The organism is Roseobacter sp. YIN89 (assembly GCF_057219365.1).
The window spans coordinates 1,052,962-1,078,594 of sequence record NZ_JBXVVD010000002.1; the positions used below are offsets into that span (position 1 = coordinate 1,052,962).

The following is a 25,633-nucleotide window of genomic DNA, read 5'->3' on the forward strand; positions in this document are numbered from 1 at the left end:
CGACATGACTTTGGATTCTGAAAACGATTTTGAAACGGAAGCGCCGCAGGCGTCACAGCTTCCTGTCTTTGACCCGAACATGTGCACCGAAGATATGGAGCGCATGATGCGGAATGCCCAAGAGGCGGCGAATTTCCTCAAGGCCATCAGTCATGAAGGACGGTTGATGATTTTGTGCCACCTTGCAACCGGCGAGAAATCTGTGACCGAGTTGGAAGATCTGTTGTCTGCACGTCAGGCGGCCGTGTCTCAGCAACTATCCCGTTTGCGGTTGGAAGGCCTTGTGAAACCCCGTCGGGATGGCAAGGCAATTTACTACAGCTTGACAGATGACCGGCCGAAGCAAATCATGGAAGTGGTCTACGATCTGTTTTGCCGGAACGTGGATTGACCGGCGACACTCTAGCCAGCCGGTCACTGGGAGGAAGTCGGCATGCTGGAATTCTTGGGAGAAGCCAATACGGCTGCTCTCGTCGGGCTTTTCGGGGGCATAGCTCTTGGACTGGCGGCGAGAGTGGGTCGATTTTGCACTCTGGGCGCAATCGAAGACGTTCTTTACGGGTCAGATGATCGCCGCTTGCGGATGTGGGGGATTGCCATCGCTGTTGCCATTATTGGCACGCAGAGCGCGATATCATTTGGGTTCCTGGAAGCTGCGCAAACTGCTTATTTGGACCGCGTCTGGAACCCGTTAGGCACAATAGTCGGCGGATTGCTGTTCGGATACGGCATGGCGCTTAGCGGCAATTGTGGTTATGGCGCTTTGGCACGGTTAGGTGGCGGAGACTTGCGCGCATTTGTCATCGTCATCGTTATGGGCCTGTCCGCGTACTTTGTGATGTCTGGCCCACTTGCACATGCGCGTGTCTGGCTATTTCCAGCGGTAGAAGGCGCAACCACCCCCCAAGGCATCGGGCAACTTGGCGAAACCGCATTGGGCATCGACCCGCTGATTACCGGGCTTGCGATTGGCGGTTTGATACTGGCCATTTCGCTGTCCTCTCAAGGTATGCGGCAATCCCCCAAACATATTGCCTGGGGGTTTGTTGTCGGAATGGCGATCGTTTCTGGCTGGATCGGGACGTACTGGATTTCCGTTACCGGATTTGAGGCGGAACCTATCGAAACACACACATTCGCTTCGCCAATCGGTGACACGATCTTTTACGCCATGACCGCCTCGGGCAACGATCTTTCATTTAGCGTTGGGTCCGTTTTGGGTGTCGTGTTCGGTGCAACTCTGGGGTCATATTCCAAAGGTCATTTCAGATGGGAAGCCTGCGATGATCCGCGGGAACTGAAACGCCAAATCTTTGGCGCAGCGCTTATGGGGCCGGGCGCGATCCTCGCTGTCGGGTGCAGTATCGGTCAAGGCGTGTCAGCATTCAGCACCTTGGCGTATAGTGCTCCGGTCGCCTTCGTTGCAATCTTCATGGGCGCCGCGCTAGGGCTTAAACAGCTGATTTCAGGATTCGCACCGGCAGAATAGGCCGTGTCCTGCGGGTTGTTTCGGTCCAAGGGTAAGTGTTCCGAAATCGAGTTCACCAACCTTCAGATAACATCCGAGAACGCAATGCACTCGCGGAGCTATCAAGAAGAGCAGTTACGGCTTGATGTATGTGTACCCTCGTTGCTGCAGGTGAGAATAATGCTGGTGAAATGAAAGAAACCAATAAAACTCAAAGCGGGTCGCTTCTGCTGGTAACGGCCCTGCAAACGGGCATATCCGCCGCGGGATTGGTCGTCGAAATCGTCGCCGCCCGCATGATCGCGCCCTATGTTGGCATGAGCCTCTACACTTGGACCGCGATCATCGCCATCGTCCTTGCTGGCTTCTCGGTGGGCCATTGGTGGGGCGGTCGTATGGCTGCTTGGGACAGCAGGCGTGCCATGACCGGTATTGCGTGGATACTGATTGCAGCCGCTGTTTTCACGGCTGCGGCAGGCATGGTTTTACGCTTTGTCGCCACACCCGTTTTGCAATCCGTCAGCGACCCGCTGACTGCAATTTCCCTGATCACCGCCGCGGCATTCTTTCTTCCTTCTCTTTTTGCCGGCGTACCGGCGCCGGTTCTTGCAGTGGTCGCCATGAGATCAAGCAGCAAATCCGAGCAAGCCTTGGGCGTTATGTTCGCCGCAGGTGCCGTTGGCGCCATTTTGGGTACTTTGATGGCCGGCTTTGTTTTCATTTCATGGTTGGGGTCAGCGGTAACGCTTCAGTTGATGGCCGCGTTCTATGCCCTTGCCGGTGCTGTTGCTTTGGGCATCGGGTGCGCAGGCCCCGCAAAAACGGGTGCGTGTGTATCGTCAATCGTTATTGCTGCTGCTTTAGGGTGGCATGCCTTGAGTTCCCCCGCGATTTGCGACGTCGAAAGCAGTTATTACTGCATACGCACGGAAGATCTAAGCAACTCGGATGCAGGACCGGTACGTGTGATGATCCTTGATCATTTGGCGCATGGTGTCGGTGCGCGCGACGCGCCCAGTGTCATGTACACCGATCACACAGCCATGTTGGATGCGCTTCCACGCATGCGCATGGGCGACCGTCAATTCAGCTCATTCCACATTGGAGGCGGCACATTTTCTGTTCCGCGCGCTTGGGCGTTTAGAGGTCATTCCGACATCACAGTCGCCGAAATTGATCCCGCAGTGACCGAAGCGGCCGCCAGAGAGTTCTGGTTTGACCCAGCTTCAGCGTCAGTCATTCACGAGGATGCACGATCCTTTCTCGGATCAAACCACCGCCAATATGACGTCATTGTTGGCGATGCTTTTACTGACATAGCAGTCCCGGCTCACCTTGTGACAACAGAATTCTTTGAACTGGTATCAACACGACTTTTGCCTTCGGGTGTCTTCGTAATGAACGTCGTTGACCGCGTAGATAGTCTCGAGGCGTTGGCGGCCTTGTATCGGACTTTGCAAGTCGTGTTCCCCAGCGTTGAAGTATGGACTGAAGCAACCCCGCCCCAGCCGAACGAACGGCGTGTGTTCGTGTTGCTCGCCAGCCAAACGGACAGTCGAGTATCTCAAATCGAAACACGAACGCCCGAACCCAAATCATTTTCGCCACTGGCAACGAAGTTTATGGACGACTTGGTCGTCCGAACAAATGCCCCCGCCCTTTCTGACGACTTTGCCCCCATCGACCGTCTGATGGGCATGGCTTCTGTATTGGACTGACGCACTTTAAAAATGACCGCTTTCTTACAGACTGGGCTTTGTCCCCTAGAGGTGCGAGAGCCGGCATTGGCAGTAGAATTTCAGATTTGAACCAGCAGGTTGCTGCAGATCACCTGCAGTCATTTTCAGAAACACTGGCGTCGCGGACGGCGATTTGCCCACCAAGCACCACTCGGTTCCATTGACACGGAACATGCTCAAACTCTGCGATTACAGCGACACGCTGAATATCTTTTGGGGAAACGAAAGACGAACTTGAGACCTTTAATTCTTCCTTTCCGCACGACCTGATCAGGAAGTTGTACTTTCAGAGTGTTGACCCACTCTTTTCAAAAGATTTTTCCACTCGCTGATCTGTTCCTCTGCAATCCCGTTTTCTTCGCAATATTGCGCGCCGCTACTGTCGGGATCATTCTTGGCCATGTCATAGTTTCTGATGTGGTCAGCTTTTTCCGTTAACGAATATGTGCGCTTGGTTGCGTTCTTGGCCAATTCAGCCCCATAGATTTCAGCAAGGAGCTGATCGTCGGAAACCTCGGCTTTTTTCCCCCGTACGTGGTTCTCGAACTGTTCCTCAAAATCGGAAAACAAATCCAAACCTCTTTTGGCCATTTCGACGAGTTCATGAAGCTTTGGTTTGAATTCCTCTTCCCAGAAGTTTTGGATTTCTTCCTTAACCGCCTCTTCAATTTCAGCGTCTATCTCTTTCATTTTCTTGCCCGCGGCGTTGTCGATTCTTGATTTTTCGATCATCTGCTCGCGCGATATTTTCTGTTTCTCGGACAGCAATTGTTTCAAAGGTTTGGCAGTCATCAGTTTCCTCCCATTTTCCGGTCATTGCTGTGTGCCCTGAGCGATTGCATTTGCTACATCCTTTTACATGTCAGGGCACATACGACGTCGGTTTTGGATTCTGTATTTTCTCAAGATAGCGCACGATTTCGATCAGCTTGGTCGGGACAAGTACCAACTGACCGTTGCCAGTATCGAACTCGGTCATTTCGTTTTCCAAAAAGTTTTCGAAAACCGGCATACCTTCACGCGGCAGGGTATTTCTGGAATACCCATCAATAATCGCCATGACTTCCAACATTGGCCACACGCCGTCACGTCGTGCCGCGATCTTTGTCAAATCCGCCGGAGGTGGATCAAGCGACGCCGCAAAAGGACCGTCGCCTTTCCCGATCGAACCGTGACAGGTGACACAGTTTGCCTTGTAAAGCTCGCTACCTGTGTCCGAACGTGCGTGAGACGCTCCCATCACCACAAGCGGAGCCACGAGCAACAGATACTTCATCAATGCTGCCTTTCCTGAGCTACGGGATAGGTTTAACGGCAATTTTCTTTTCAAACATTGATCCCTGTCAAATGACCTGAATGCTTTGTCTTGGTAAAATCCAAGGGGTGCGACGCAATCGATTTGTCATGTTCACTCCACCTGCTCCTGTGGTTTTTTGTTTTTCGCCGTTTCACATGGAGAAGAATTTTTGCCTATATTTCAGTAAGTTGAGGTCACCAAAGGACAGCGAATGCGTCAAGAATACCCTCAAAATGCAAAGCCGGTTTCCGTACCCATGCCAGGCTGCCTTGCGGGGCTAAATTGGACGCCTACCCGGAAATCATGTAACTTCATGTGGTAGGCTACTATGACCGAACCTTCTATGACAACGCGAGAAACCTCAGCCGTTGGACGGGACGAGGAAAAGCCAAGCCGCGCACCTCGTGCATTTCTTGAAAGCCTTACTGGTTCTTCAAAAGGCCAAACAATTTGGCTTGCAGACGACAAATTTTCTGCACTTGTAAACTCGGACGGTGCACTGGAATTGGCAGGCGGAACCTCCGAAGCCGAGCACGACGACGTCGTCGCAACGCTTGATTGGGAAGAAGACGGCTATTCTGTCCATGCGCGCAAAGACCGGCAAATCTGGGTAAACGGCCATCAGATTAAGTCTGTAAAATTGATGCATGGAGACATGATCGAATTTGAGAAATCGGGGCCGATGTCACGATATCGGCTATGCGACAAGTCTTATCCAAAAACATGGACAATCGATGACATCCTTAGTGATGCGATAGCCTATGCAAGAAGCAGCCGCAGGCCAGTTCCTGATCGATTGGCAGTTGCGATCAAGGAAAGTGCCAGACGTGTGACGCGGCAGTCCACGATCTTTTTCCGTGTCTCGATGATCTTTGCACTGGGTGTCATCGCAGTATTGGTCATGGTGCTGTACCAAAACGATCGCAAACTCGAGAAATACCTCGAACAGGACGCACGTCGCATTGAAGCCGTGACGCTTTTGCTGACCCAAACCCGGCAGGAAGCTCTCACCGAAGAAGCTCTGCTGGACCTAAGGGAGCAGATTGAGCTTCAGGTGCAGCAGCAAGCGGAACGGCTCAGCGATCTGGAAAAACGTTCTGCAGCGCCGTCGCGGGTTATAATGGAATCCGTGCCGTCAATTGCCTTTCTGCAGGGCGCATTTGGCCTGCGACACAAAGTAAGCGGTGAGTTTTTGCGAGAGGTACATGGCGCGGACGGCGAGGTGCTTAAAACACCCTTCGGACAGCCACGAATAGAGCCTTTCGGAAACGGCCCGCCAGCAGAGTTTCAGTTTACTGGTACGGCGTTTTTGCTGAAAGGTGGGCGCTATCTGGTGACCAATCGCCATCTCGCGGAACCTTGGACCAGCGGCAACCGGTTGGCGTCGTTTGAGGCATCCGGCCTCCAGCCGGAATTGTTGAAACTGATCGTATTCCTTCCAGAAATCCAAGGACCCATTGAGACGAAAGTCGTGGGCATAAGTGAAACCGCTGATCTTGCCGTACTATCAATTGAGCATCCAAATCTTACCGACCGTGGCCTTTCCTTGGCAGAGAGGACCCCGCGCGCCGGAGACGAACTTTACCTGCTTGGATACCCGACCGGACTTAAGGCTCTGCTGGCCCGTGCAGACAGGGAAATTATCCGCTCTGTCAGTGATGGCAAAGACGTAGACTTTTGGTCAATTGCAGAGCGGTTGTCTGATGCAGGGCAAATTGACCCGCTCGCGAGCCAAGGGATCGTCGCCCAGGTCGGGCCGGATGTGGTTGTTTATGACGCCGAAACCACCGTTGGCGGGAGCGGCGGACCCGCATTGAACCAGAACGGAAAGGTGGTTGCGGTCAACACCGCCATTCTTCCAGAGTTTGGAGGGTCGAACATAGGAGTGCCGGTGAATGAGCTGAAAGTACTGCTGAGCACTCTCCCCCCGAATAGAAAATGATTACTCTGTCGTGCGAAATCGCGAGTGCTGTACGATCAGAATAGTGGCGATCGGTGCCACCACGCCGATTAAGGCGACCACAACAAGCAGTTGGCCCAGCAGGCTATAGTCCGCATCTGAGATCGAGACGCCGCTTTGCGGGTCGACGGCTTCCCGAGTAACTACAAAAATTTGATTGAGGTATTTCGTTCCAAGACTGCTGGCGGACAGGGCCATGTTCGTAAACGAAGCCATAACGGCAAAGAATGTCGCCTTAAGATGAGGCGGCGCATTTCTGGCAATCCACGCCAGCATTGGCACCATGGCCACCTGACCAAGGGGGGATTCAATTGCTGTATCAAGGACGGCAATAAACCTCGCATCGATAATCCCGTTCGTGCGTGCAGCCGTCCATTCATGAACACCGTAATAAAGCGCAAGATTAGGTAACGACAAAACTGCGGCGGCAATCGTCAGCAACAACACCACGTCAGCGATGGATTTTCTCGCCATCAAGGGACGGAGTACCAACAGCCCCAAAAGCGCGAGCAGTGAAGTGATGAAGGCCAGTATCGCGAGAAACTGCTCGTCAAAACCAAGCTCATCAATCTCAAACCATGTCAGGCCAGGTCCGGGTAACGGCACTGCCCTGAAGACGAAAATAATTGCAGCAGTCCCCATTAATATACGCGCTTGCGCTGGCTTGAGCTCTTTGAGCAACCTGCCAATCAGAAAGAAAATGATCAGCAACGACGCCGAAAATACGATCTCTTGTGAGTATTCAAATCCGCCAGCACCCATCGAAATACTGAAGACAACAAAAACAAGGCCCCCCATCAATATCTGCCAGTCAATTTCTGTTCGTCCTTCCGGTCCCGCTGCGGACCGCAGGTTTTTTCGCATTCTGCGTTGGATGATTGAATGCAGGACAACACCGCTGACAGAAATCAGCGGAATAATCAGCGCGGTCAGATAGACGCGGCCGTAAAGCTCGAGCCGAGCGTCTGCGTCGAGATTTTCCGCGCCTTCGAACATCCAAATATTTACGGCCGCGACTGCCGCAAAACCCGAGATTATCGCGATCCGCCCCAAAGTCTGCATCGTTGTATGCAACGCGCGTTCTTGCGCCTCGGTGTAAGGGTTTCCCTCACTATCCGAGCGCGGCACGGCTTCAACCGTCATCGCATCCGCGACCACGTCTTGAATAGCGTAGCCGGACGGTGCGAGCAGCAATGCCGCCACGTACCAACTAGACATCGGCATATACGACGCCATTTTGCCGGGGGCCGAAACCAACATGTACATGATGAGAAGTGAGCCGGTGATCAGTGCTGCGCCAAAAAAGATCAGGAAAGCCTTCCAGCGCCAGAACAGATCGACAATATGCCCCATGGGCATTTTCAGAATCCAAGGCAGGCCGGCCCAGAACGCTAAACCGGCGACAAACGACGCAGAAAGATCAAGGTACTCTTTTAAAAAGAATGCCCCGACCACTGACGTTAAACCCGACACCCCAGCCGCAAAGTAGACGAGAAGAGGCGGCAGATATGACCAGCGCAGCTGTGTAGCCAGTTCGACAAAGGTCGCGTGCCACCACAGAGCAATCCAAGATCGACCCAAAGGCGTTTTTTTGTCTTTCGCTCCCATTTACTACCCGGTTGCCAGATTGGTCATAAAAACCCTGCTGCGAAGAGAAGAAGACTGGATATCACCCCAAGCACCGGCACAAAAGCTGGCACCACAAACTGTTCTTTTGATGCGCTGGAAGTCATCTTGAGACGTATCAATGAAAGGTTGACGAGCACAAAGACAAACAAGACGATTTGCGATGTTCGTTCGGCAAGCACCGCAATCGGGAGAGTTTGTGTCAGTACCAGAATAATGCCGCAGACTGTTAAAGTGGCTACCACCGGTGTTTTTGTGCGCAACGAAACTTGCGCAAGCGCAGATATCAGATGTCCTCTATCTGCAAGACCGTACAGAACACGTGACGCCATTATCGTTTGAATAAGCACGCCATTCACCGTGGCCACAATTGCGATTACGCCAAACACCTGTTGGACCTTCGGAGGAGCCTGTTCGAATACAAGCAACAACGGCGCTGACGAGTTCGCAAGATCGTTGATCGGGACCACAAGCAATACCATGGTTGTGGTGGCAATATAAAGGGCAGTCGCCAACAGCAGGGTCCAGATGATTGCCCGTGGAATTGTTTTTACGGGGTTTTTTACTTCCTCCGCCACGTTTGCCATGTCCTCAAAACCGACAAACGCAAAGAAGGCCAGCAGCGAGGCCGCGAATATGCTTCGCCAAAAATCGCCGTCAAAGGCAGGCACCATATCAACAAGTGAAACCCCCATCGGTTCGGCAAAGAAACCGCCCCAGAAAATGACAAACAACAATCCGAAGATTTCAATGACCGTGATAATTGCCGCAATAAGAACTGACTCTGCAATACCCCAGATCGCAATCAGCCCCATCGTCACAACGACCAAAGCCGTCAAAAGAGCCTCTGACGTCCCGAATAGACCATGCAGATAAGATGCAGCGCCCATGGCAACAGCGGAGGCAGAAATCATGCCTGACGCCGCGACTGCCAGCCCCGTGCACACGGATAACCAAACGGTGTTAAACCCTGCTTCAACATATGCAGCCTCGCCCGCACTGACAGGATAGCGGGTCGATAATTCGGCATATGACAGTGCCGTCAGCGAAACGACAATCGCGGCTACAAGGAACGATAAAGGCGCAAAAGCACCGGCTTGTTCTGCTGTCGCTCCGACAAGAACATAGATGCCTGCACCGACCGTCACCCCTAGACCGTAGAGTGTCAGCATCGGCGTATTTAAAGCTCGGCGGAGCTTGGGTTTCCCGGCGGTTTGTCCTGACACTATGAGGTATCCCCGTTGTGACGTGATCTTGATGGCGACTTCATTTTGCCATGTCCCCCAAATTTACGGCAGTTTTACCGCTTTTAGTTTTGCGGCAGGCTGTCCCTACTTTCGCACCGAGAAACCCAGCCAAAACATGTGGACTCCGAGACATGTTCAGCCTGCCTCGAACTTACTAAGCGTTCTGAGAAGTTGCTCACGCTCTTGCAAGAGGTCGAGAACGATCGCGATACCAGGAGTATTTATTCCCAGATCGCGCTGAAGTCGTTTGGCTTTCTTTGCCCGAACTATGTTGACGCCTTCAAAATGCCATTCCCGGAAAGTGGACCCTTCGGGTTCAAGCACGCCGTATTCGACCAACTCGGTTACCCAGTTTTCATCTGCGTCGCAAAACCGGCAAAGCTCATAAGACGTCAGACGGTTGAGCACTTCAGCAGAAGGTCTTCTTTTCTTCATCTTTCTATCCTCCCATACGCTCGCGCGGGTTGAAGGGCATTGACCGTGCAAGCAGTTCAAAAACTTCCTTGTCTTTTGGTGTTTTGATTTCCGGGTTCACGATGCGCAAAGTCGCATAAATGTCACCCGGCGGAGTCGCAGGCAGCCCCTTGCCTTTGAGCCTGAGCTTTTGGCCGCTGCGTGCGTTTTCAGGGATTTTCAGGTCAACCTTTCCGTCCGGTGTCGGCAATACAATCTTTTGCCCCAACGCGGCCTCCCACGGTGTGACTGGAAGGTCCAAGTACAAATCAACACCCACCGGAGTGAAAACAGGGTGTGGAGAGAACGCGATTTCGAGATAGAGGTCGCCCGTAGCTTCGTCGTCGGACAGACGTGTGCCCTGACCACGCAATCTGATATTTTGCCCTTCAACGACCCCTCTGGGCACGTTTACTGCAATTTGCCTTTCAAAAAAGGAAACGTCCCCGAATTGTCCGACCTGTGGCGTGCGCAAAGTTAGTGTTTGTGTGGCGCCGCGATATGCATCTTCCAGAGAAATTATCAATCTAGCGTGCTGATCTGAAGCAGACATCGCTCGAGAACTGCCGCCATAAAAGCGTTCAAAGATATCGGAAAACCCGCCGGTATGTTCGTGGCCCGGGTGAGAAAACTCAAATCCACCGCCCCAGTCGCGGGCACCGCGGTCTTCGCTCTCATCTTTCGGGTTATCGTATGCTGCGCGCTTTTCCGTGTCCTTCAACACGTCATACGCTTCGCTGACTTCTTTGAACTTGGCCTCAAACGATGGATCAGAAGCAACATCAGGATGGTACTTGCGGGCCAGTTTGCGATACGCGCGCTTTATTTCGGCATCATCCGCGGTACGGACAACACCCAAAACTTTATAGTAGTCTTTTCTATCCATCGCGATAAGCCTCGCTGCGAAATTCGGGAGTAAACCCGTCAATCGATCCTGACCCATTTAGGACAAAGCAGCTGCACGCAACCACGCCGAACACTTGCAAGGTCAGGCTTTCGAAATCGAAATCCTTTGCGCTTTTTCTTCCTTCTTGCCGATGCGCGGAACTGAAATGCGCAGAACCCCATCTTTCATGCTGGCACTGGCATTCGCGCCGTCAGCATCTTCTGGCATTCGAAATGTTCTGCTAAATGCACCGTACTGGCGTTCGCTGAAGTACCAAGTATCGCCCTGCTCTTCTGTCTCAGTTTTCTTTTCACCACGAACAACAAGATTTCCGTTGTGCACAGACAGTTCGACGTCGCTTTCCGAAACGCCGGGTAATTCCACACTGATACAGTACGTGTCGTTATTTCCGGAGGCAGCGCTGGCTGGTTTAAGCCAGTCCGCGACCCTGTGACCAAAAGACCTGAGTGGATCATAAAGCGGGTCCAGAAGCGTCGGCCACCAACCTGTTTCTGTATGCTTTTCCACCATTTTCTCCTCCTTACGCCGATGAAATCCGGAGGTCGCGCCACTTTGAACGGACAGCGCCAAGCACGAAACGGTAGCCTTAGAAGAAGTCTCCTGTGCCGCGCTGTGCTGCCTGAATTTGCCCGCGACCAACCCGATCATATTCCGAGCTTGAAGCGTGCAACATGATTTGGATCAAAGCTTGGCCAGCGCTCAAGAGATATCAACTGACAGGTTACTGATATTACTCTCAGACCTGCAACAGGCTCGGAATTGGACGCTCACAAACCCGCTGAAATCAAGCTTCTCATCGAAACCGCCGGTGTTGGGAAATCTCGCCTCCCAGCCTCGCAGATGTTTGTACTCGCCGTTCTTGCAGGCGTATTTATCGGTTTTGGCGCAGCCGCTTACACGGTCGTCATGACGGGCGCGGAGGCAACATATGGCCCCTCCCGATTGCTTGGTGGAGTAGTATTCTCGCTGGGTCTGATATTAGTCATCGTGGGTGGAGCGGAGCTGTTCACGGGAAATGCCCTGATGGTCATGGCTGTGGTTGAGCGGAAGGTTTCCATACACCGATTGTTGCGAAACTGGGGCGTTGTCTATCTCGGAAACCTATTTGGGGCCGCTGCGCTGGCGTATTGCATCGGACACGCAGGGTTGCTTGACCAAGACGCCGGGGCAACCGCCGTCCGGATTGCCGAGGCCAAAGCCGAATTGTCACTCAAAGATGCGTTTCTGCGCGGCATTTTGTGTAACGCATTGGTGTGTCTGGCAATTTGGCTCACATTTGCTGCGCGCTCAGTTGCGGGGAAAATCATCGCGATATTATGGCCTATATCGGCCTTTGTTTTATTGGGGTTAGAGCACTCTGTCGCCAATATGTACTTCTTTCCGCAGGCTTGGATGGCGGGTGCAGATATCGAAGTACTGGCGGCCGCGGAGAATTTAATTGTCGTGACAGCAGGCAATGTCATTGGCGGCAGCGGCGGCGTCGCTCTGGCTTACAGGTTCGCTTACCTCAGGCCTTCGACCCAAAACACCTGAAAAGCCGGCTTGATCCCTTAATATGCCAGACCGGATTTGACATGTGTCAACGAGCAAATGTTCGAAATGGCATATCCTGACAACGACAAATACGGGAGAGAGCTATGCTGCAAATTTCAAAGCCGTCAAAAAACAGAGTTGATATCCTCTTGTCCGGTGTTCTGGACGCCGACGCGATGCGGGAAGGGCTGGATGATCTCGTTCAGCAATCACAGAACGTTAGCGAAGGAAGGATGCTCTATCGCATTGCAGATTTTGAGTTCCCAACCTTGGGAGCGCTGGCACAGGAGTTCATACAGATGCCACGGCTGTTTGGCCTGCTCGGACATTTTGAAAAATGCGCTGTTGTGTCAGACGCCGCATGGATCCGTACAGCTGCAGAAATCGAAGGTGCCGTTATTCCTTCGCTAAAAATCCGAAGCTTTGCCGAGTCGGAAATTGGGGCGGCTGAGGAATGGCTTGATGATACGGAAGACTCTTCGAACGCGACTGATTTCGAGAATTTCCCCTTGTGACGCAAAGCGTTGCCGACGCTGCGCAGTTACAAATGGTAGCACAATTGGAGGGGTATTATGTTTTTCGGAATTTCAGGTTGCGCCGCGCGCCGCGTTCGGGTGCTCGGCCAGAAATTTCCTCAGAACATCAAACAGTTCACGCGCGTGCTCAAGTCTGCCCGAGTTCAAGGCCGAACGGATATCATCGCAAATGATTTCGTGAACCTTTTGAGGGCCATGATGCAAATGCATGATGTACTCACCCATCAATGCAGCGTTGAACGTATCCGTATGTTCATGTTCGGCGAGCGCCTCGATCTCTGCACGTGAGAGCATGGACATGTCTTCGATGTCTTCCACCGTAATCATTGTTTCGACCTCCCTAACAGGGCAAGTCTAGCAGCGGGTGCAATTCGCTTCCTTGATTTGTCTCAAGGAAGCATGTTGTACCGAGTGACACCTTAAAGAGACAAAAAATCAGGCGGGAAAAATGCACAAAAGAATATTCGGATTGACCGTGCTCGGGTTCATGCTTGCGGTGAATGCCTCATGCACCGAACTGGAAGCACAAAATCGCTCAATGCCAAGCCAGGAGGACGGGCGCGCTTTTTACCTTCAAAACTGTGCTTCCTGTCATGGCGATGACGGGAAAGGTTCCGGTGCTGATGCCAGCGGCCTATCAATCAAGCCTGTGGATCTCACCACTCTTAGCGCGCAGAACGGTGGCGTGTTTCCCGCCTCTCGTGCTCTGAGTTTTATCTATGGTGACCCGGAAAACGGCCATCTCGCGCGCGTTATGCCAGAGTTTGGCCAGATAATGTCGGATGAACTCGTCCCTGTTGAAATTGACGGCGTTTTCACACCGACACCGCGGGAGCTCGCAGGATTGCTCGAATACCTTGAAAGCATTCAGGAATGACGGTGGGAAACGACGTTCGATCGTAAAAATCAATAGCGCGGCAATCTGCGTTACATATTGCCATTCCGGTAGTGGCCTGAAATTCTTTGAAGAGTTCAGCGTTTTGCCAAGCGTTGCAACTTTAAGGATTTAAGAACAATTCAGGTAGAGGAATGGATGCAATGAAAACAGCCCAGAATTATCTCGATGAAGCCAATGCTGCTGTGCCGAAAATTACTGTCGAAGAAGGCATGGATAAACACAAAGCAGGCAGTAGTGTTTTTGTCGACGTTCGCGACAGTGGCGATATTGCGGCCTCAGGTACTATCGCAGGTGCGGTGCGCGTGGCACGTGGCATGATCGAGTTTCGCGCTGATGAAACGCATGCGCTCCACAACCCTGCTTTGACGAAAGATGCAGATATCGTTTTGGTATGTGGTGCTGGCGGGCAAGCGGCGCTTGCCGGAAAAACGCTGAAGGAGATGGGCTATACAAGCGTTTCCAACGTCGGTGGTTTCCCGGCATGGAGGGACGCAGGAGGCCCAACAGAAGCCTGACACACAGCGTTTGTCCATGCGCGCATCAACGGTTTGGTGTTCGCATTAGACAGCGCCGTGTTTGATCTGCATTAAAGTGAAAAATCCTGCCGGGTCTACAGTACTCCGACAGGAGAATTCACATGGCAGAGCATGGTCATTCCGAAAAAGAAATCGCTGAACGCATAGGTGCACCGCCCGGACGCGGACTGCTGCGCGACGCGGTATTTGGCGCAATTGACGGTACAGTTACCACATTCGCAATCGTCGCAGGCGTTGCCGGAGCCGGCTTGTCACCGTTTGTCATTGTTGCACTTGGGATTGCAAATGTGCTGGCCGATGGCTTTTCGATGGCGGCGGCCAATTACTCGGGATCAACGGCAGAGCTCGAAAACATCCGGCGGATCCGTAGTATTGAGGAGCGCCACATCCGGGAATATCCGGACGGGGAAAAGCTTGAAGTGCGCGAGATTTTATCGCGCAAAGGACTTGAGGGAGATGTGCTCACCCAAGCAACCGAGCTCATCACCCAGGACCGTGAAAACTGGATCGCACTCATGTTGGAGGGCGAATATGGATTATCCGACGCCGACCCACATCCGATAAAATCCGCCACAGCGACATTTGTTGCATTTCTGCTCGCAGGAGCAATTCCTCTCATCCCATTTGTCTTTGGCCTCAACAACGCGTTTACGATATCCGCAACTATGACGATGGCCACGTTTTGCTTGATCGGAGCGTTAAAGAGCATCTGGTCTCTCACGCCTTGGTGGCGCTCCGCGACCGAAACACTGGCAATTGGCGGCGGCGCTGCCGCAATAGCGTATCTTGTTGGCACTCTCTTCCACGTCTGATGAAAAACTCGGACACCGAATTCAACTGGCCACAGCCGCTTGCTTACCACGGGGAAAGCGTTTGGCAGTTTTTGGCGGCGTTATCTAAGAAAACCTCGGGACAAGACACACTGCGAGCATGACGGTCAAAATAGACACCGCCGAAGGGGTTATTGAAAGAAATCCCCATCTCACTGGCAGCAAAATTGGTAACCGAACGAACTGTTCCAAAAACACGCGTCATACTGCTGCCAGATAGGCCACGCCCAATGAGGGCATCGCGGAAAACATTGGCGTCTTTCTTGGTGTAAGCGCGAAGGTCCTTGTCACCAACAGCATCAATGACATACCCGCATGACCGCTCAGCAGCTCGGCGGAAAGTCACCGGGCGGTCAGTACCTTTCAGCTTTAGATAGACCTCCACTGCTTCTGAGAGCGTCAGAGCGTCCGCAAATTGTGCATGACCTGCACTGTTGGCAATGTCGGAAGTCATGCGCAGTTTATGCTTACCCGGCAGCTCTACATCCTTGACCCGAAGGTGATACCAATACTCATCAAGCTGATTTGCTGCCCTACTGGCCCTCGAAGCCGCAGCAGTTGCTGACCGCGTCCTGAGCGAATACGTGATTTTCTTGGATGAATAGTGTCGCTGAAGGTCGCTCGGGACCCTTCGTTAGAAGTAGTAGATGCCATTCTTGGTAAAAGAAAAGGGCACTGATTTGTCATACGTCATGTCCTACGCTCCCGCAGTATCTTAAAGAAACTGAGGGTAATCAACAGGTTGTAACGTAAGGTGGTGCCGGGGGCGTACTCACACCAGCACCGCCAGCGGCTCCTCTCGCACCTCTATGAGCGCCCCCGCAGCCCCCTGTGGATCACCTTACGTTTCACCGGGAGACCACCCCGGGAGGGGGAAGATCGCGAAGGGGACGTATAGGTATTGGCGCAGAGATTTTTCTGGGGGAAACTTGGGAGGAGGTGGTTGAGACGATGACAGCTTCAGAGCAATGCGAGGAAGGTAGGTGCTTTCTCAGCAGACGCTATTAACGCCCTCGTTAGATACAACCAAAACCAAGGCAGAAAGGGGTACGGTAATAACCCCTCCCCCATGATATGACAAAAAACCGAAGCAGTTGATTGCGGGTATCGGTCAATACTGCCCCCCATGAGTTAAGACAAAAATGCAGACCTAAGCCTTGATAAGCGGTTGCGTGTTTGTCGATCAATTAAACTCTTCCGATGAGATAGGTAATGGTGCCGGGGGCGGAATCGAACCACCGACACGAGGATTTTCAAGTGTGATTCAGAACGTTGTTTTTATTGAGTTATTTCTGAACTGAACGGTACACGTGGATAGAACGTCCAATTTTCTACCCCCAGAAATACCCCCAAAAACAAAGGCTTCTAGTATCAATGGGTTACGGGGTAGATATAGAGACAAAGTTGAGACAATCGGAGTTATACACAGCCCTAGGTTGCAGGAATTTTGAAGTGTGGCAAGATGATTGAGATGGTTAGTTTCTGTGGGGGACGCTGGCGCCTCGGTCTCATGAACTGAGAATAAGTGGCCTCCACCAAAAGCTAATCATCATGGTGTTCTTTGTGTAGGAGTGGCGGAATAGGTGCGTTACGACGCAACCCCATAATGCGATAGTGGTCTAATCAAGTGGCGTGTGTCTCCGTTGAGCACATTGAAACAAGATGAACTAGCTAGAGACCAAGGGCGTTGAGCACAGCAAGGTGACTATACGAATAGATAGATGCTGCGGCGACTGGTACTGAGAATTCGGGGCCGGTTGCGCAGATACTTCGGCAAATCCTTGCCTCCTGCACAAAGCACATCACATCCACGTCGCGGCTATCTGAACCGCAAATCCGCCGACAATCAAAATCAGGCCGGTGACAGAGTACATCTTGTGCCGCCTGGCCTTTCTTTCCTCATCCGCATTCTTTGAAGTCGACGCAATAAGGACTTCATGTGGAATCGGCTGCGGCCAACCAAACTTAAAGACCACGATAACGCCGACTGCATCCATCAATAATCCAAAGGTGTTTATCCATTCTGGGTACATGAATTTCTCCGAAATATGCGAGACAAAAGTGAGACAACGACCTTAATTGGTCAACTCGAAACCTCGTAACTACTTGATTTTGTTGGTGCCCGGGGGCGGAATCGAACCACCGACACGAGGATTTTCAATCCGGCGCTATTCAAAGCAACACAAGCACTTACAGGATCACGGCACGTCAAACCCCTGACGGCGGATCAAATACTTACGCGGAGAATGTCAAACCGGCACGGGCCGACCTGACAAACGAAAACCCCGGCGCGACGGCAATCGCAACCGGGGTAAAAGACGTTATCAAGTGCGTCCATTCGTACAGCGATTATATCGCACTTTTCCCCATCTTGGCAACTCATTGGGGGGCGCTGATATGAATATCATTCAAGTCACCCCCAACATTTCCGGCGCCATGATCGAGGCACCGGGCGGCTTTGTGGTCAGTGTCTTTCACCACCCGACAAACCGCGCGCTCTACGGCTTTGAGGATACCGCTGACAACGCGCTTGGCTGGCTCCAAGCGTCCCGCCTGATCTTCGAACACGCGGAGGGCAGCGCATGAGCATTTCACAGCATATCCCCCGCGAAATCAAAAGCGTGTCCCGTAGCATTGGCTTTGCGGCATGGTTGGACACATCCGACGCTTGGCTGGGCGCGTCTACCGTGCTGGAAGCGCGCCTTGAACCTCACCAGAGGGCGGCGCTGGGCTACGCGGCCCTGCGGTCCCTGACGCCTAAGCAAGTTGCGGACGTGGCGAACACGGTAATACCGGATAGCACCGGAATGCCGATTGCGCCATTTATTGACCACATGGATGAGGCTGCTTTCTGGGCCGATCTGGCGGAGCCAGACGAATTGAAGGCGTATTGCCTCGCCAGCTTCAACCGTATGTCTCAAGCGGATCAAGCCGCTTTCCTTGACCATATGCAGGGGAGGCAAGCGGCGTGATGGCGCGTGATTTTTCTGACATGGCGATGCAGCTTGACGCACACCGGGCCGAGTTTCCCCGTGATCGGGGGGACCGCCTGCCAACCGAATTTGTCTGGCGCGACCCGTCCAGCATTCCCCCGCGCCCTTGGGTCTATGGGCGTCACCTGATCCGCAAACAAGTATCGGTGACGGTTGCCCCCGGCGGCGTCGGCAAATCGTCTCTGACGATCTGTGAGGCACTGGCGATGGCAACCGGGCGGGAACTGCTGGGCGACTGGACCGCCAAGGGCCTCAAGGTCTGGCTCTACAACCTTGAAGACCCACGCGACGAAATGGACCGGCGCATCATCGCGGCGATGCAACACCACCACGTCAGCCCCGAGGAAATCGCGGGGCGGCTCTATGTGGACACGGGCCGGGAACGTGCCCTGAGCACGGCGATCCAAACCCGTGAAGGCGTCCAGATCATCAAGCCGGAATTGGACGCGCTGGCTGATGAGATCGAGGCGCGGGAAATCGACGTGCTGGTGATCGACCCTTTCGTGTCATCGCATCAAGCGTCCGAAAACGACAACGGCGCAATCGACTTGGTGGCGAAGGAATGGGCGCGTCTGGCGGATCGGTGCAACTGCGCAATCGAACTGGTCCACCACACCCGCAAGACCAATGGCGAGGAAGCGACGACCGAAAGTGGGCGCGGCGCATCTGCCCTGCTGGCGGCGGCTCGGTCCGGTCGGGTGCTCAACAAGATGAGTGACCAACTGAAAGAGGAAGCGGGCGTAAAGGATGACCCGGCCACCTACTTTGCCATAACCCGCGACAAGGCAAACCTAGCCCCCGTGGGGGATCGTGAGTGGCGACGCATGGCGTCGGTGCATCTGGCCAACGGTGATAGCGTGGGCGTGACTGAGGTCTGGGAATGGCCCGACACCTTCGACGGCGTATCGGTCGATGATCTGTTGTCGGTGCAACACGCTCTGGACGGCAAAGACACGCTGTCTTGTCGCTACTCCGATCAGGCGGGTGACGATTGGGCAGGCGTGACCGTGGCCGAGACGCTGGGGCTGGACGCCACGGCGGACCGCAAGCGCATCAAGAAAATGATCGAGGCGTGGCTGAAATCCGGGGCTTTGAAAAAGGTCAAGCTACCGGACGCAAAGCGCATGGAACGCCCGTGTTTGGAGGTAGGCGAATGGGCAAACCAATGAGTGCCACACCCACCCCTGAAAGCATGGTGTGGCAAGGTGGGGCAAACACCCTTGAAAACAGGTGCCACACCACCCCGCCCCTAAAGGGGGGGCGGGGGTGGTGGGGCGTGCATCACCTGTTTGGCGTGGGGTGGGGCAATGATCTGGTCCCAATGACCCCGTTTAGAAATGGGGCGGTCACCGACGGGGGGGGGCGTGTTTTCGCGCTGTGGGCGTGGAATATCCAAATTTCAGTTACAAGAAAGAGTTTCTTCCAAAGCCGTCACAATCAAACTGCTAGCAGTATAGTGTCTGTGTTCAGGGTTCTCTTCGAGCCAACGAGAAACAATATCAATAATTTGCGTCCCTGTTACTTGAGTAGGATAGCAAGTCTCTGCCAAGTTTATGAGCATATCAGTTGCGCCGATGACATAACCATAACAGTAGATTTTATCGCCTTCACTAGTACCGACATTGCAAAGTTGATGCAGTTGGTTTCCGGTTACAAAGGCCTCTTCCGAAGATGCAGCGTAGGCGTCGAAAATGAGCATCAAGCACAAAATTCTGAAAAAAGTCACTTCAAATCCTCCAGTACTGGCATCCCAAAGGCCTCAACTTGCAAGCCACGCTCCCAATATCGCGCCGGCTATTGCGGCTATGGCTCCCACCGCCGCAGAAATCCATGTGGTCTTGTAGGCGAGTTTTTTAGTTTCTTCGAATGCGCGCCGATCAAGCTCCATCTGAGCAAATTCGGCCACACGTTTCCATTTCACATCGTTTGTGCGAGATGCTTCAAGTATTTCCCATCTAAGCTGAAACTCAGATTTTTTCTTGAACTTGCCCAGAAGGGCTTCTTCACCCTGAGTAAGCTTAATATCGCCATGGTCGTCTACATACGGGTATTTTTGTTCCGACACTCTTTGCTCCAAGACCACTACTGCAAAAGCAGGGGTAGGCTCGCATGAAGCCCGCCACCAAAGCAATCCGGTTCCTTCAATCTCTGGAAATTCCCGAAGGTCCGAACGCTGGGCAGCCGATAAAGCTGGCTCCGTTTCAGAAGCAATTCGTAAAAGGCGCTCTAGCCGATGGCGTAAACGTGGCCGTCCTGTCCATCGGTCGTGGCAACGCCAAAACGGCGCTTTCGGCGGGCATTGCTCTGGGCGCAGGCATGGGTATCTGGGATAACCAACCCCGGCGTGAAATCATCATTGCAGCACGGACGCGCGATCAGGGCCGTATCGCCTTTGACTTCGTAATCGGCTTTATCCGTTCACTGCCTGAGGATGAACAGGCGCTGTTTACGATCCGGCGCAGCCCCCGGCTTGAAATCGAATATGAAGGCGACGGCGGCGGGCATTTCATCCGTGTGATTGCTGCGGATGGTAAGTCTGCGCTTGGGTCTGCCCCTACCCTTGTTTTGATGGATGAGCGCGGCCACTGGCAGACAGATCAGGGCGACGCACTAGAACACGCACTGTTGTCTGGTCTGGGCAAGCGTGGCGGTCGGGCGCTGATTATTAGCACCTCTGCACCGGATGACGCGCACCCCTTCTCGGTGTGGCTGGATGAGACGCAGGAAGGCGTCTACGTGCAGGAACACCGACCAGCACCGGGCTTGCCTGCGGATGATCTGGAAAGCCTGAAACAAGCGAACCCCGGCGCGGCGCACGGCATCGGCTCAACTCTGGAATGGCTGCAAGGACAGGCGCGGCGGGCGATAGCGCGGGGCGGCTCTACGCTGACCAGCTTCCGGCTCTACAACCGTAATGAGCGGGTATCCGGTGAAAACCGAGACGTGCTTATAACTGTCGATGAATGGCTTGCCTGCGAAGTTTCCGAAATACCGGAGCGCGCCGGTCAAGTGGTCATCGGCATCGACTTGGGCGGCAGTGCATCCATGACCGCAGCCGCATTCTACTGGCCGGCAACTGGCCGTCTTGAGGCGCTGGGCACCTTCCCAAGCAAACCAAACCTCTTGGACCGTGGGCAGAATGATGGCGTTTCCGGGCGCTACGTCGAAATGAACGAACGCGGCGAACTCTCAACGCTGGGCGACCAGACGGTGCCGGTTGCGCCTTGGTTGGTCGAAGTTGTGAAGCATGTCGAAGGTGAGGACGTCGCGGCTATCGTCACCGACCGCTACAAGCAATCCGAACTTGGCGAGGCGATTGACCGGGCGGGCATTCGTGCGCCGGTAATCTGGCGCGGCTTTGGGTTCAAAGATGGTGGCGAGGATTGCGAACGGTTCCGGCGCGCGGCCTTCGATGGAAATGTGAAAACGGCCCCTTCGCTTTTGTTGCGCTCTGCCTTTGCAGATGCGGTCACGCTGCGTGATCCGGCAAACAATCTGAAATTGGCGAAAGCGCGGTCTATGGGCCGGATTGATGCGGCGTCTGCAACCGTTCTGGCGGTCGCTGAAGGCGCGCGCATGATGGGCCGTCCCGCTAACAAAGGGGGACGCATGGCATGGGGGTAAGGAAGGAACACACGCGCCATAGCCGCAAGGTTACATCAACACGCCGCTGGAAGGCTCTGCGGATGCAGGCGCTGGATCGCGACGGCTGGCAATGCGTCCAGTGTGGCGAGCGGCGGCGTCTGGAATGTGATCATGTTTTGCCCGTCAGGACACACCCCGAACTGGCTTGGACATTGAGCAATTTACAAATTCTGTGCGGTGCCTGTCACACGCGCAAAACCCGAATTGAGGTTGGGCATAAACCCCTGACCCCAAAGCGCCAAGAATGGCGCGAGCTGCTGCAAAACATGCAGCAAAAAACCTAACGAGCATAAGGAAAACAAAGATGCTTACGAGTAAGAAACTTGAACTACGCCGGTCTGAAATCCGTCAGGAGCTTGCCGAACTGGCTGCGAATGACAATCCGACGCGGGATGAAACCCGCAAAATGTCCGAACTGGACGGCGAATATCGCACGGCAGAGACACGCTATCGCGCGGCAATTGTTGCCGAGGATGAAGAACGCCGCGAAGCCGGTGCCGATTTGGAAACCCGCGACACCAAAGAATGGTCCGACATGCTGGGCCGCTTCGAGGTCCGCCAGGTTGCGGCGGCGCTGGATCACGGTCACCAGATCGACGGTGCAACTGCCGAGATCGTCAGCGAACTGCGCAGCCAAGGCACCTATCAGGGCATCCCGGTGCCGTGGCAGGCACTTGAGCAACGGGCTGGTGAAACCATTGCCAGCGGCACACCTGACCCGATGCAGACGCGGCCTATCATTGACCGGCTCTTTCCACAGTCTGTCGCAAGCCGCATGGGTGGTCAGATGGTCAATGTCGGCCAAGGCGACTTGGAATATCCGGTTGCTACGTCCGGCGCTTCTGTCGGCTGGCAAACGTCTGAAACAGGCGATGTAGCTGCACCGTCGGCTTATGCCACGACGGACAAGCCTCTTGCGCCTGACAATACTCTGGGCGTTCAGATGAAGATCACCCGTAAGGCGCTGAAACAATCCGGTGCTGCTCTTGAGCAAGCGGTGCGTCGGGACATGAACGGCGCGATTGCGCAGGAAATGGATCGGGTAGCGTTTCTGGGAACAGGCGCGACCGGTGAACCTTTGGGCGTTATCGAAGGCGCTGCCACTTACGGCATCACAGAAACCGCCATTGATGCGGCGGCAACATGGGCGGCGTTCCGCGCGGCTGTTGTTCGCTTTATGACGGCCAATGCGGCTGGCTCGCCTGATGCGGTGCGCTTGTTGATCCGTCCTGAGGTTTGGAATGATCTGGATGCGGCTATCTTCGATAGCGGTTCCGGCCAAACCGAATGGGACCGTATGACGCGCAACATTCCAGCGGCCAACATTAGCATGTCTCCGAATGCACTGGCGGCACCTGCGGGCGGTCCGCCGGTTGAATCGAAAGCAATGCTGACGACCAACACAGGCGGTGTTGCACCGTTCTTTGTTGCGACTTGGGGCGCTGTCGACGTGATCCGCGATCCGTACAGTGATGCAGCATCCGGTGGCCTGCGGTTAACGGCTCTGGCAACAATGGACGTAACGGTTGCGCGCGCTGTGCAACTCGAAGTCCTGACAGGCCTGCAATAATGTTGTGGGGTGGTTCGCTAGGCGGGCTTGAGGTTCGCCAAGAGGGTGAGGCTGTCCGCGTTGCGGGCCGCTTTCCTTACGATACCCGGACGGAACTTGCGCCGGGGTATTATGAGACAATCGCGCGGGGGGCCTTTGCGTCCCGCGTGAACACAGATGACGATGTGCATTTCCTGTCCGGCCACGACTTCAACCGGCCTCTGGCAAGCCGCCAAGCCGGAACGCTTGAGGTGCGCGAAGACGGCGAGGCTCTGGTTTTTGAGGCCACGGTATCAGCGTCAACAACATGGGCGAGAGACTTCATAGCGGCCCATGAAGGCGGCTTGATACGTGGCTTATCACCGGGCTTTCGCGTGGCAACTGGTGGCGAGCGTGTCACCCGTGACGGCGACGAAATGCACCGCACAATCACGAAAGCAGAACTGATCGAAGTCTCAGCGGTCACGCGGGCAGCATATCCAGACGCGCAAATTGAGGCGCGCAACTGGGGTGTGATGACTCAGGCCTTGGACGCTGGACTGGTGCGAATACTTCAACGGTGGAGACTCTAATGATTGATCTCATAAAACAAGTCGAAGACCTACCGGCCAGCTATCCGCACGTGAGGCCGTTTAACCGTCTGGGCGTCTTCTTAGGCGAGGACCAGGCACCGGATATGGCGCAGGTCTGGCAACGGATCGAAAGCTATATTGCGTATCGCTGGACACCCCGCGAGGTGGTCTGGACCTTAACCGGAAATGCTGATGATCAATTCCATCCGCGCCTTGCACCCTTGGTTTCTTTCGAGGCGCACCTTTGGGGCGACCAGTGGGAAAGCGTCACCTTGGAAAGCGGCCCCTTAGGGCTGTGCCTGCCATTTGACGGCACGTACAAGATCACGGCGCAGGTCGGAGCAGGGCAACCACCTGAGGCGGTTTACGAGGCCGTCAGGCGGCTGCATGAATACACGCGCGGCATTAACGACAGCTTCAAAAACGAAACGGCGCACCTTGGCGGCGAAGACGGCGAGATCGTGCGCGGCTGGGCTGGCAAAGCACTGCAACTAAGCGGGGCGGCTGATTTGCTGCGCCCATATCGGAGGGCGCAATGATGTGGCCATTTAAGAAAAAAGAACCCGAAACAAGATCGAGCGGCAGCGGATACACGGCGCAGATGATGCAAGCCCGGTCGGCTTACATCACCGGCACAAGTGGGCGGGCCGAACTGACCGCAACCGTGCAAGGGGCGGTCACGCTCTGGGAAAACGGCCTGTCCGTCGCTGACGTGCAAGGCACAAGCCTGCTGAACCGGCGAACGCTGGCCATGGCAGGCCGGATGCTGGCTTTGCGTGGCGAGGCGGTATTTTACATCACTGACAATACGCTTATCCCGGTGTCGGATTGGGACGTGCAAACGCGGCTTTCTCTGCCATCCGCATATCGTATCAGTTTGCCCGATGTTGGCGGGGGTCGCACCATGACGGCGCTGGCTGGCGAGGTATTGCACTTTAGGATCGGCGCAGATGCAAACCAGCCTTGGCATGGTACCGCACCGCTTAGACGGGCCAGCTTGTCGGCTGATCTGTTGGAAGTCATCGAGCGGTCACTTGTCGAAGTTTACGGTGATGCACCGCTTGGCTCTAGTATCGTGCCTATGCCTGAGACGCCGGAAACAGACCTTGCGGACATTGCGCGCGGGTTTCGTGGCTCAAGGGGTCGCGTTCTGGTGCGGGAATCGGTGCAAGTGCAAGCCGCTGGCGGTCCTGCCCCTGCGCAGGATTGGCGGGCAAACGATCTAACGCCGGATCTACAAAAGGCGATGATGGACAAGACGCTGGACCAAGCCCGCGATCAGATCAATACATCCTTCGGCATCCTGCCCGGTTTGAACAGTCAAGCGACTACGGGGCCGATGGTGCGCGAGGCGCAACGCCACCTTGCACAATGGACCTTACAGCCGATGGCCGAACAGATGGCAGAAGAAGCATCCGACAAGCTGGGGGCGAATGTATCACTGGACGTCATGCGGCCTCTACAGGCGTTTGACGCAGGTGGGCGCGCAAGGGCGGCAATGGGTATCGTGCAGGCCTTGGCGCAGGCGAAAGAGGCGGGCGTCGATCCGTCGATGGCGCTCAAGCTGGTGGATTGGGATGGCGCGTGATTGCTGCGCTGGGCTTAGTTCTTTCACCCTAAATGCAATCGGGCCGTTGCAGCCCCCTGTAGCTTGGAAACGCGACCGGATTAGTCGGTGAGTGCCGTAAAACCCCGACACTGCGCGGCCCTTTATGGGATTGAGGGCGCGGCGCTGGACCGGCTTCAGTAAATTGGGGCCGGTCCATATCTACAAGGGGATAATTTTAATAAACCCATACTATGGGTCTTTACAAACACCATGCCGTGGTGTTATAGTTGGTATC

At 54.4% G+C, this 25,633-nt stretch carries 30 protein-coding genes and 1 pseudogene; 18 read left to right on the plus strand and 13 right to left on the minus strand.

The annotated features are described in order from the left end of the window. Positions 1 to 4: 4 nt before the first annotated feature. The 3 genes from AC2D8V_RS11395 to AC2D8V_RS11405 all read left to right on the plus strand — a co-directional run bounded on the left by AC2D8V_RS11395 (position 5) and on the right by AC2D8V_RS11405 (position 3,186). Positions 5 to 391, plus strand: coding sequence for an ArsR/SmtB family transcription factor (locus tag AC2D8V_RS11395; protein ID WP_484733645.1), 387 nt, complete (start codon positions 5 to 7; stop codon positions 389 to 391). Positions 392 to 433: 42 nt separating this feature from the next. Continuing rightward, on the plus strand, positions 434 to 1,489 hold the full coding sequence (locus tag AC2D8V_RS11400) for a YeeE/YedE family protein (protein ID WP_484733646.1): 1,056 nt from the start codon (positions 434 to 436) through the stop codon (positions 1,487 to 1,489). A gap of 170 nt (positions 1,490 to 1,659) precedes the next feature. Further along, positions 1,660 to 3,186, plus strand: a complete 1,527-nt coding sequence (locus AC2D8V_RS11405; protein ID WP_484733647.1) for a fused MFS/spermidine synthase — start codon at positions 1,660 to 1,662, stop codon at positions 3,184 to 3,186. Positions 3,187 to 3,477: 291 nt separating this feature from the next. Here the strand turns inward: AC2D8V_RS11405 and AC2D8V_RS11410 are convergent, their stop codons facing one another. Continuing rightward, a complete protein-coding gene (locus AC2D8V_RS11410) occupies positions 3,478 to 3,999 on the minus strand; it encodes a hypothetical protein (protein ID WP_484733648.1) in 522 nt (173 codons plus the stop codon). 70 nt (positions 4,000 to 4,069) lie between these two features. Then, positions 4,070 to 4,483 (minus strand): c-type cytochrome, encoded by a 414-nt coding sequence (locus tag AC2D8V_RS11415; protein ID WP_484733649.1) that lies wholly within the window; start codon positions 4,481 to 4,483, stop codon positions 4,070 to 4,072. A 349-nt stretch (positions 4,484 to 4,832) separates the two neighbouring features. Between AC2D8V_RS11415 and AC2D8V_RS11420 the strand changes: the two genes are divergently transcribed. After that, on the plus strand, positions 4,833 to 6,446 hold the full coding sequence (locus AC2D8V_RS11420; protein ID WP_484733650.1) for a S1 family peptidase: 1,614 nt from the start codon (positions 4,833 to 4,835) through the stop codon (positions 6,444 to 6,446). Here the strand turns inward: AC2D8V_RS11420 and AC2D8V_RS11425 are convergent, their stop codons facing one another. From AC2D8V_RS11425 to AC2D8V_RS11445, 5 genes are all read right to left on the minus strand, one after another. Beyond that, on the minus strand, positions 6,447 to 8,072 hold the full coding sequence (locus AC2D8V_RS11425; protein WP_484733651.1) for an MFS transporter: 1,626 nt from the start codon (positions 8,070 to 8,072) through the stop codon (positions 6,447 to 6,449). Between the two features lie 23 nt (positions 8,073 to 8,095). After that, positions 8,096 to 9,262 (minus strand): APC family permease, encoded by a 1,167-nt coding sequence (locus tag AC2D8V_RS11430; protein ID WP_484733652.1) that lies wholly within the window; start codon positions 9,260 to 9,262, stop codon positions 8,096 to 8,098. Between the two features lie 210 nt (positions 9,263 to 9,472). Further along, a complete protein-coding gene (locus tag AC2D8V_RS11435) occupies positions 9,473 to 9,772 on the minus strand; it encodes a chaperone modulator CbpM (protein WP_484733653.1) in 300 nt (99 codons plus the stop codon). A gap of 4 nt (positions 9,773 to 9,776) precedes the next feature. Further along, the gene (locus AC2D8V_RS11440) at positions 9,777 to 10,676 is read right to left on the minus strand and encodes a DnaJ C-terminal domain-containing protein (RefSeq protein ID WP_484733654.1); all 900 of its coding nucleotides are present in this window, start codon (positions 10,674 to 10,676) and stop codon (positions 9,777 to 9,779) included. A 102-nt stretch (positions 10,677 to 10,778) separates the two neighbouring features. Next, a complete protein-coding gene (locus AC2D8V_RS11445; protein ID WP_484733655.1) occupies positions 10,779 to 11,345 on the minus strand; it encodes an Hsp20/alpha crystallin family protein in 567 nt (188 codons plus the stop codon). Between the two features lie 111 nt (positions 11,346 to 11,456). Between AC2D8V_RS11445 and AC2D8V_RS11450 the strand changes: the two genes are divergently transcribed. Together AC2D8V_RS11450 and AC2D8V_RS11455 are read left to right on the plus strand one after the other, a co-directional pair. Continuing rightward, complete coding sequence (locus tag AC2D8V_RS11450; protein ID WP_484733656.1) at positions 11,457 to 12,230, plus strand: formate/nitrite transporter family protein; 774 nt, start codon at positions 11,457 to 11,459, stop codon at positions 12,228 to 12,230. A 104-nt stretch (positions 12,231 to 12,334) separates the two neighbouring features. Next, a complete protein-coding gene (locus AC2D8V_RS11455) occupies positions 12,335 to 12,745 on the plus strand; it encodes a SpoIIAA family protein (RefSeq protein ID WP_484733657.1) in 411 nt (136 codons plus the stop codon). A gap of 72 nt (positions 12,746 to 12,817) precedes the next feature. Here the strand turns inward: AC2D8V_RS11455 and AC2D8V_RS11460 are convergent, their stop codons facing one another. Then, complete coding sequence (locus AC2D8V_RS11460; RefSeq protein WP_484733658.1) at positions 12,818 to 13,093, minus strand: hypothetical protein; 276 nt, start codon at positions 13,091 to 13,093, stop codon at positions 12,818 to 12,820. A gap of 121 nt (positions 13,094 to 13,214) precedes the next feature. Here AC2D8V_RS11460 and AC2D8V_RS11465 point away from each other — a divergent pair, with 121 nt between their 5' ends. The 3 genes from AC2D8V_RS11465 (at position 13,215) to AC2D8V_RS11475 (ending at position 15,012) form a co-directional block, all read left to right on the plus strand. Beyond that, positions 13,215 to 13,643, plus strand: coding sequence for a c-type cytochrome (locus AC2D8V_RS11465; protein WP_484733659.1), 429 nt, complete (start codon positions 13,215 to 13,217; stop codon positions 13,641 to 13,643). 161 nt (positions 13,644 to 13,804) lie between these two features. After that, positions 13,805 to 14,179, plus strand: coding sequence for a rhodanese-like domain-containing protein (locus tag AC2D8V_RS11470; RefSeq protein WP_484733660.1), 375 nt, complete (start codon positions 13,805 to 13,807; stop codon positions 14,177 to 14,179). Between the two features lie 122 nt (positions 14,180 to 14,301). After that, a complete protein-coding gene (locus tag AC2D8V_RS11475) occupies positions 14,302 to 15,012 on the plus strand; it encodes a VIT1/CCC1 transporter family protein (protein WP_484733661.1) in 711 nt (236 codons plus the stop codon). A gap of 43 nt (positions 15,013 to 15,055) precedes the next feature. Here AC2D8V_RS11475 and AC2D8V_RS11480 read toward each other — a convergent pair whose 3' ends face one another. From AC2D8V_RS11480 to AC2D8V_RS11490, 3 genes and pseudogenes are all read right to left on the minus strand, one after another. Beyond that, entirely contained in the window at positions 15,056 to 15,484 is a 429-nt protein-coding gene (locus AC2D8V_RS11480; protein WP_484733662.1) for a hypothetical protein, read from the minus strand. Positions 15,485 to 15,535: 51 nt separating this feature from the next. After that, positions 15,536 to 15,652, minus strand: a pseudogene (locus AC2D8V_RS11485) (DUF6538 domain-containing protein); the annotation flags it as partial. Between the two features lie 1,180 nt (positions 15,653 to 16,832). Next, entirely contained in the window at positions 16,833 to 17,063 is a 231-nt protein-coding gene (locus AC2D8V_RS11490; protein WP_484733663.1) for a hypothetical protein, read from the minus strand. A gap of 364 nt (positions 17,064 to 17,427) precedes the next feature. Here AC2D8V_RS11490 and AC2D8V_RS11495 point away from each other — a divergent pair, with 364 nt between their 5' ends. From AC2D8V_RS11495 to AC2D8V_RS11505, 3 genes are read left to right on the plus strand one after another with little or no spacing between them, the layout of a single operon-like run. Next, positions 17,428 to 17,616, plus strand: coding sequence for a hypothetical protein (locus AC2D8V_RS11495; RefSeq protein WP_484733664.1), 189 nt, complete (start codon positions 17,428 to 17,430; stop codon positions 17,614 to 17,616). Continuing rightward, positions 17,613 to 18,002 carry a hypothetical protein gene (locus tag AC2D8V_RS11500; RefSeq protein WP_484733665.1) on the plus strand — a complete coding sequence of 130 codons (390 nt, stop codon included), beginning with the start codon at positions 17,613 to 17,615 and terminating at the stop codon, positions 18,000 to 18,002. The genes AC2D8V_RS11495 and AC2D8V_RS11500 overlap by 4 nt, the downstream gene beginning before the upstream one ends. After that, entirely contained in the window at positions 18,002 to 19,192 is a 1,191-nt protein-coding gene (locus AC2D8V_RS11505; protein WP_484733666.1) for an AAA family ATPase, read from the plus strand. The genes AC2D8V_RS11500 and AC2D8V_RS11505 overlap by 1 nt, the downstream gene beginning before the upstream one ends. Before the next feature lie 230 nt (positions 19,193 to 19,422). Here the strand turns inward: AC2D8V_RS11505 and AC2D8V_RS11510 are convergent, their stop codons facing one another. Next, complete coding sequence (locus tag AC2D8V_RS11510; RefSeq protein ID WP_484733667.1) at positions 19,423 to 19,722, minus strand: Rap1a/Tai family immunity protein; 300 nt, start codon at positions 19,720 to 19,722, stop codon at positions 19,423 to 19,425. A 60-nt stretch (positions 19,723 to 19,782) separates the two neighbouring features. Next, a complete protein-coding gene (locus AC2D8V_RS11515) occupies positions 19,783 to 20,088 on the minus strand; it encodes a hypothetical protein (RefSeq protein WP_484733668.1) in 306 nt (101 codons plus the stop codon). Positions 20,089 to 20,132: 44 nt separating this feature from the next. On the opposite strand from AC2D8V_RS11515, the gene AC2D8V_RS11520 reads away from it, so the two are divergent. The 6 genes from AC2D8V_RS11520 to AC2D8V_RS11545 all read left to right on the plus strand — a co-directional run bounded on the left by AC2D8V_RS11520 (position 20,133) and on the right by AC2D8V_RS11545 (position 25,377). Next, positions 20,133 to 21,647 carry a terminase TerL endonuclease subunit gene (locus AC2D8V_RS11520; protein WP_484733669.1) on the plus strand — a complete coding sequence of 505 codons (1,515 nt, stop codon included), beginning with the start codon at positions 20,133 to 20,135 and terminating at the stop codon, positions 21,645 to 21,647. A gap of 62 nt (positions 21,648 to 21,709) precedes the next feature. Then, the gene (locus AC2D8V_RS11525; RefSeq protein ID WP_484733902.1) at positions 21,710 to 21,952 is read left to right on the plus strand and encodes an HNH endonuclease; all 243 of its coding nucleotides are present in this window, start codon (positions 21,710 to 21,712) and stop codon (positions 21,950 to 21,952) included. A 20-nt stretch (positions 21,953 to 21,972) separates the two neighbouring features. Further along, a complete protein-coding gene (locus AC2D8V_RS11530; RefSeq protein WP_484733670.1) occupies positions 21,973 to 23,238 on the plus strand; it encodes a phage major capsid protein in 1,266 nt (421 codons plus the stop codon). Beyond that, on the plus strand, positions 23,238 to 23,789 hold the full coding sequence (locus AC2D8V_RS11535; RefSeq protein ID WP_484733671.1) for an HK97 family phage prohead protease: 552 nt from the start codon (positions 23,238 to 23,240) through the stop codon (positions 23,787 to 23,789). Before AC2D8V_RS11530 ends, AC2D8V_RS11535 begins: the two co-directional genes overlap by 1 nt. Continuing rightward, positions 23,789 to 24,328, plus strand: coding sequence for a hypothetical protein (locus AC2D8V_RS11540; protein WP_484733672.1), 540 nt, complete (start codon positions 23,789 to 23,791; stop codon positions 24,326 to 24,328). The genes AC2D8V_RS11535 and AC2D8V_RS11540 overlap by 1 nt, the downstream gene beginning before the upstream one ends. Next, positions 24,325 to 25,377: a phage portal protein gene (locus tag AC2D8V_RS11545; protein ID WP_484733673.1), complete on the plus strand. Its 1,053-nt coding sequence runs from the start codon at positions 24,325 to 24,327 to the stop codon at positions 25,375 to 25,377. The genes AC2D8V_RS11540 and AC2D8V_RS11545 overlap by 4 nt, the downstream gene beginning before the upstream one ends. Positions 25,378 to 25,633 lie beyond the last annotated feature (256 nt).

Excerpts from the sequence above, each read along its gene's own strand:
- AC2D8V_RS11395 (WP_484733645.1), top strand. The coding sequence starts at position 5 with ATGACTTTGGATTCTGAAAACGATTTTGAAACGGAAGCGCCGCAGGCG.
- AC2D8V_RS11400 (WP_484733646.1), top strand. The coding sequence starts at position 434 with ATGCTGGAATTCTTGGGAGAAGCCAATACGGCTGCTCTCGTCGGGCTT.
- AC2D8V_RS11405 (WP_484733647.1), top strand. The coding sequence starts at position 1,660 with ATGAAAGAAACCAATAAAACTCAAAGCGGGTCGCTTCTGCTGGTAACG.
- AC2D8V_RS11410 (WP_484733648.1), bottom strand. The coding sequence starts at position 3,999 with ATGACTGCCAAACCTTTGAAACAATTGCTGTCCGAGAAACAGAAAATA.
- AC2D8V_RS11415 (WP_484733649.1), bottom strand. The coding sequence starts at position 4,483 with ATGAAGTATCTGTTGCTCGTGGCTCCGCTTGTGGTGATGGGAGCGTCT.
- AC2D8V_RS11420 (WP_484733650.1), top strand. The coding sequence starts at position 4,833 with ATGACCGAACCTTCTATGACAACGCGAGAAACCTCAGCCGTTGGACGG.
- AC2D8V_RS11425 (WP_484733651.1), bottom strand. The coding sequence starts at position 8,072 with ATGGGAGCGAAAGACAAAAAAACGCCTTTGGGTCGATCTTGGATTGCT.
- AC2D8V_RS11430 (WP_484733652.1), bottom strand. The coding sequence starts at position 9,262 with ATGCTGACACTCTACGGTCTAGGGGTGACGGTCGGTGCAGGCATCTAT.
- AC2D8V_RS11435 (WP_484733653.1), bottom strand. The coding sequence starts at position 9,772 with ATGAAGAAAAGAAGACCTTCTGCTGAAGTGCTCAACCGTCTGACGTCT.
- AC2D8V_RS11440 (WP_484733654.1), bottom strand. The coding sequence starts at position 10,676 with ATGGATAGAAAAGACTACTATAAAGTTTTGGGTGTTGTCCGTACCGCG.
- AC2D8V_RS11445 (WP_484733655.1), bottom strand. The coding sequence starts at position 11,345 with ATGATCGGGTTGGTCGCGGGCAAATTCAGGCAGCACAGCGCGGCACAG.
- AC2D8V_RS11455 (WP_484733657.1), top strand. The coding sequence starts at position 12,335 with ATGCTGCAAATTTCAAAGCCGTCAAAAAACAGAGTTGATATCCTCTTG.
- AC2D8V_RS11460 (WP_484733658.1), bottom strand. The coding sequence starts at position 13,093 with ATGATTACGGTGGAAGACATCGAAGACATGTCCATGCTCTCACGTGCA.
- AC2D8V_RS11465 (WP_484733659.1), top strand. The coding sequence starts at position 13,215 with ATGCACAAAAGAATATTCGGATTGACCGTGCTCGGGTTCATGCTTGCG.
- AC2D8V_RS11470 (WP_484733660.1), top strand. The coding sequence starts at position 13,805 with ATGAAAACAGCCCAGAATTATCTCGATGAAGCCAATGCTGCTGTGCCG.
- AC2D8V_RS11475 (WP_484733661.1), top strand. The coding sequence starts at position 14,302 with ATGGCAGAGCATGGTCATTCCGAAAAAGAAATCGCTGAACGCATAGGT.
- AC2D8V_RS11480 (WP_484733662.1), bottom strand. The coding sequence starts at position 15,484 with ATGACTTCCGACATTGCCAACAGTGCAGGTCATGCACAATTTGCGGAC.
- AC2D8V_RS11490 (WP_484733663.1), bottom strand. The coding sequence starts at position 17,063 with ATGTACCCAGAATGGATAAACACCTTTGGATTATTGATGGATGCAGTC.
- AC2D8V_RS11495 (WP_484733664.1), top strand. The coding sequence starts at position 17,428 with ATGAATATCATTCAAGTCACCCCCAACATTTCCGGCGCCATGATCGAG.
- AC2D8V_RS11500 (WP_484733665.1), top strand. The coding sequence starts at position 17,613 with ATGAGCATTTCACAGCATATCCCCCGCGAAATCAAAAGCGTGTCCCGT.
- AC2D8V_RS11505 (WP_484733666.1), top strand. The coding sequence starts at position 18,002 with ATGGCGCGTGATTTTTCTGACATGGCGATGCAGCTTGACGCACACCGG.
- AC2D8V_RS11510 (WP_484733667.1), bottom strand. The coding sequence starts at position 19,722 with ATGCTCATTTTCGACGCCTACGCTGCATCTTCGGAAGAGGCCTTTGTA.
- AC2D8V_RS11520 (WP_484733669.1), top strand. The coding sequence starts at position 20,133 with ATGAAGCCCGCCACCAAAGCAATCCGGTTCCTTCAATCTCTGGAAATT.
- AC2D8V_RS11525 (WP_484733902.1), top strand. The coding sequence starts at position 21,710 with ATGCAGGCGCTGGATCGCGACGGCTGGCAATGCGTCCAGTGTGGCGAG.
- AC2D8V_RS11530 (WP_484733670.1), top strand. The coding sequence starts at position 21,973 with ATGCTTACGAGTAAGAAACTTGAACTACGCCGGTCTGAAATCCGTCAG.
- AC2D8V_RS11535 (WP_484733671.1), top strand. The coding sequence starts at position 23,238 with ATGTTGTGGGGTGGTTCGCTAGGCGGGCTTGAGGTTCGCCAAGAGGGT.
- AC2D8V_RS11540 (WP_484733672.1), top strand. The coding sequence starts at position 23,789 with ATGATTGATCTCATAAAACAAGTCGAAGACCTACCGGCCAGCTATCCG.
- AC2D8V_RS11545 (WP_484733673.1), top strand. The coding sequence starts at position 24,325 with ATGATGTGGCCATTTAAGAAAAAAGAACCCGAAACAAGATCGAGCGGC.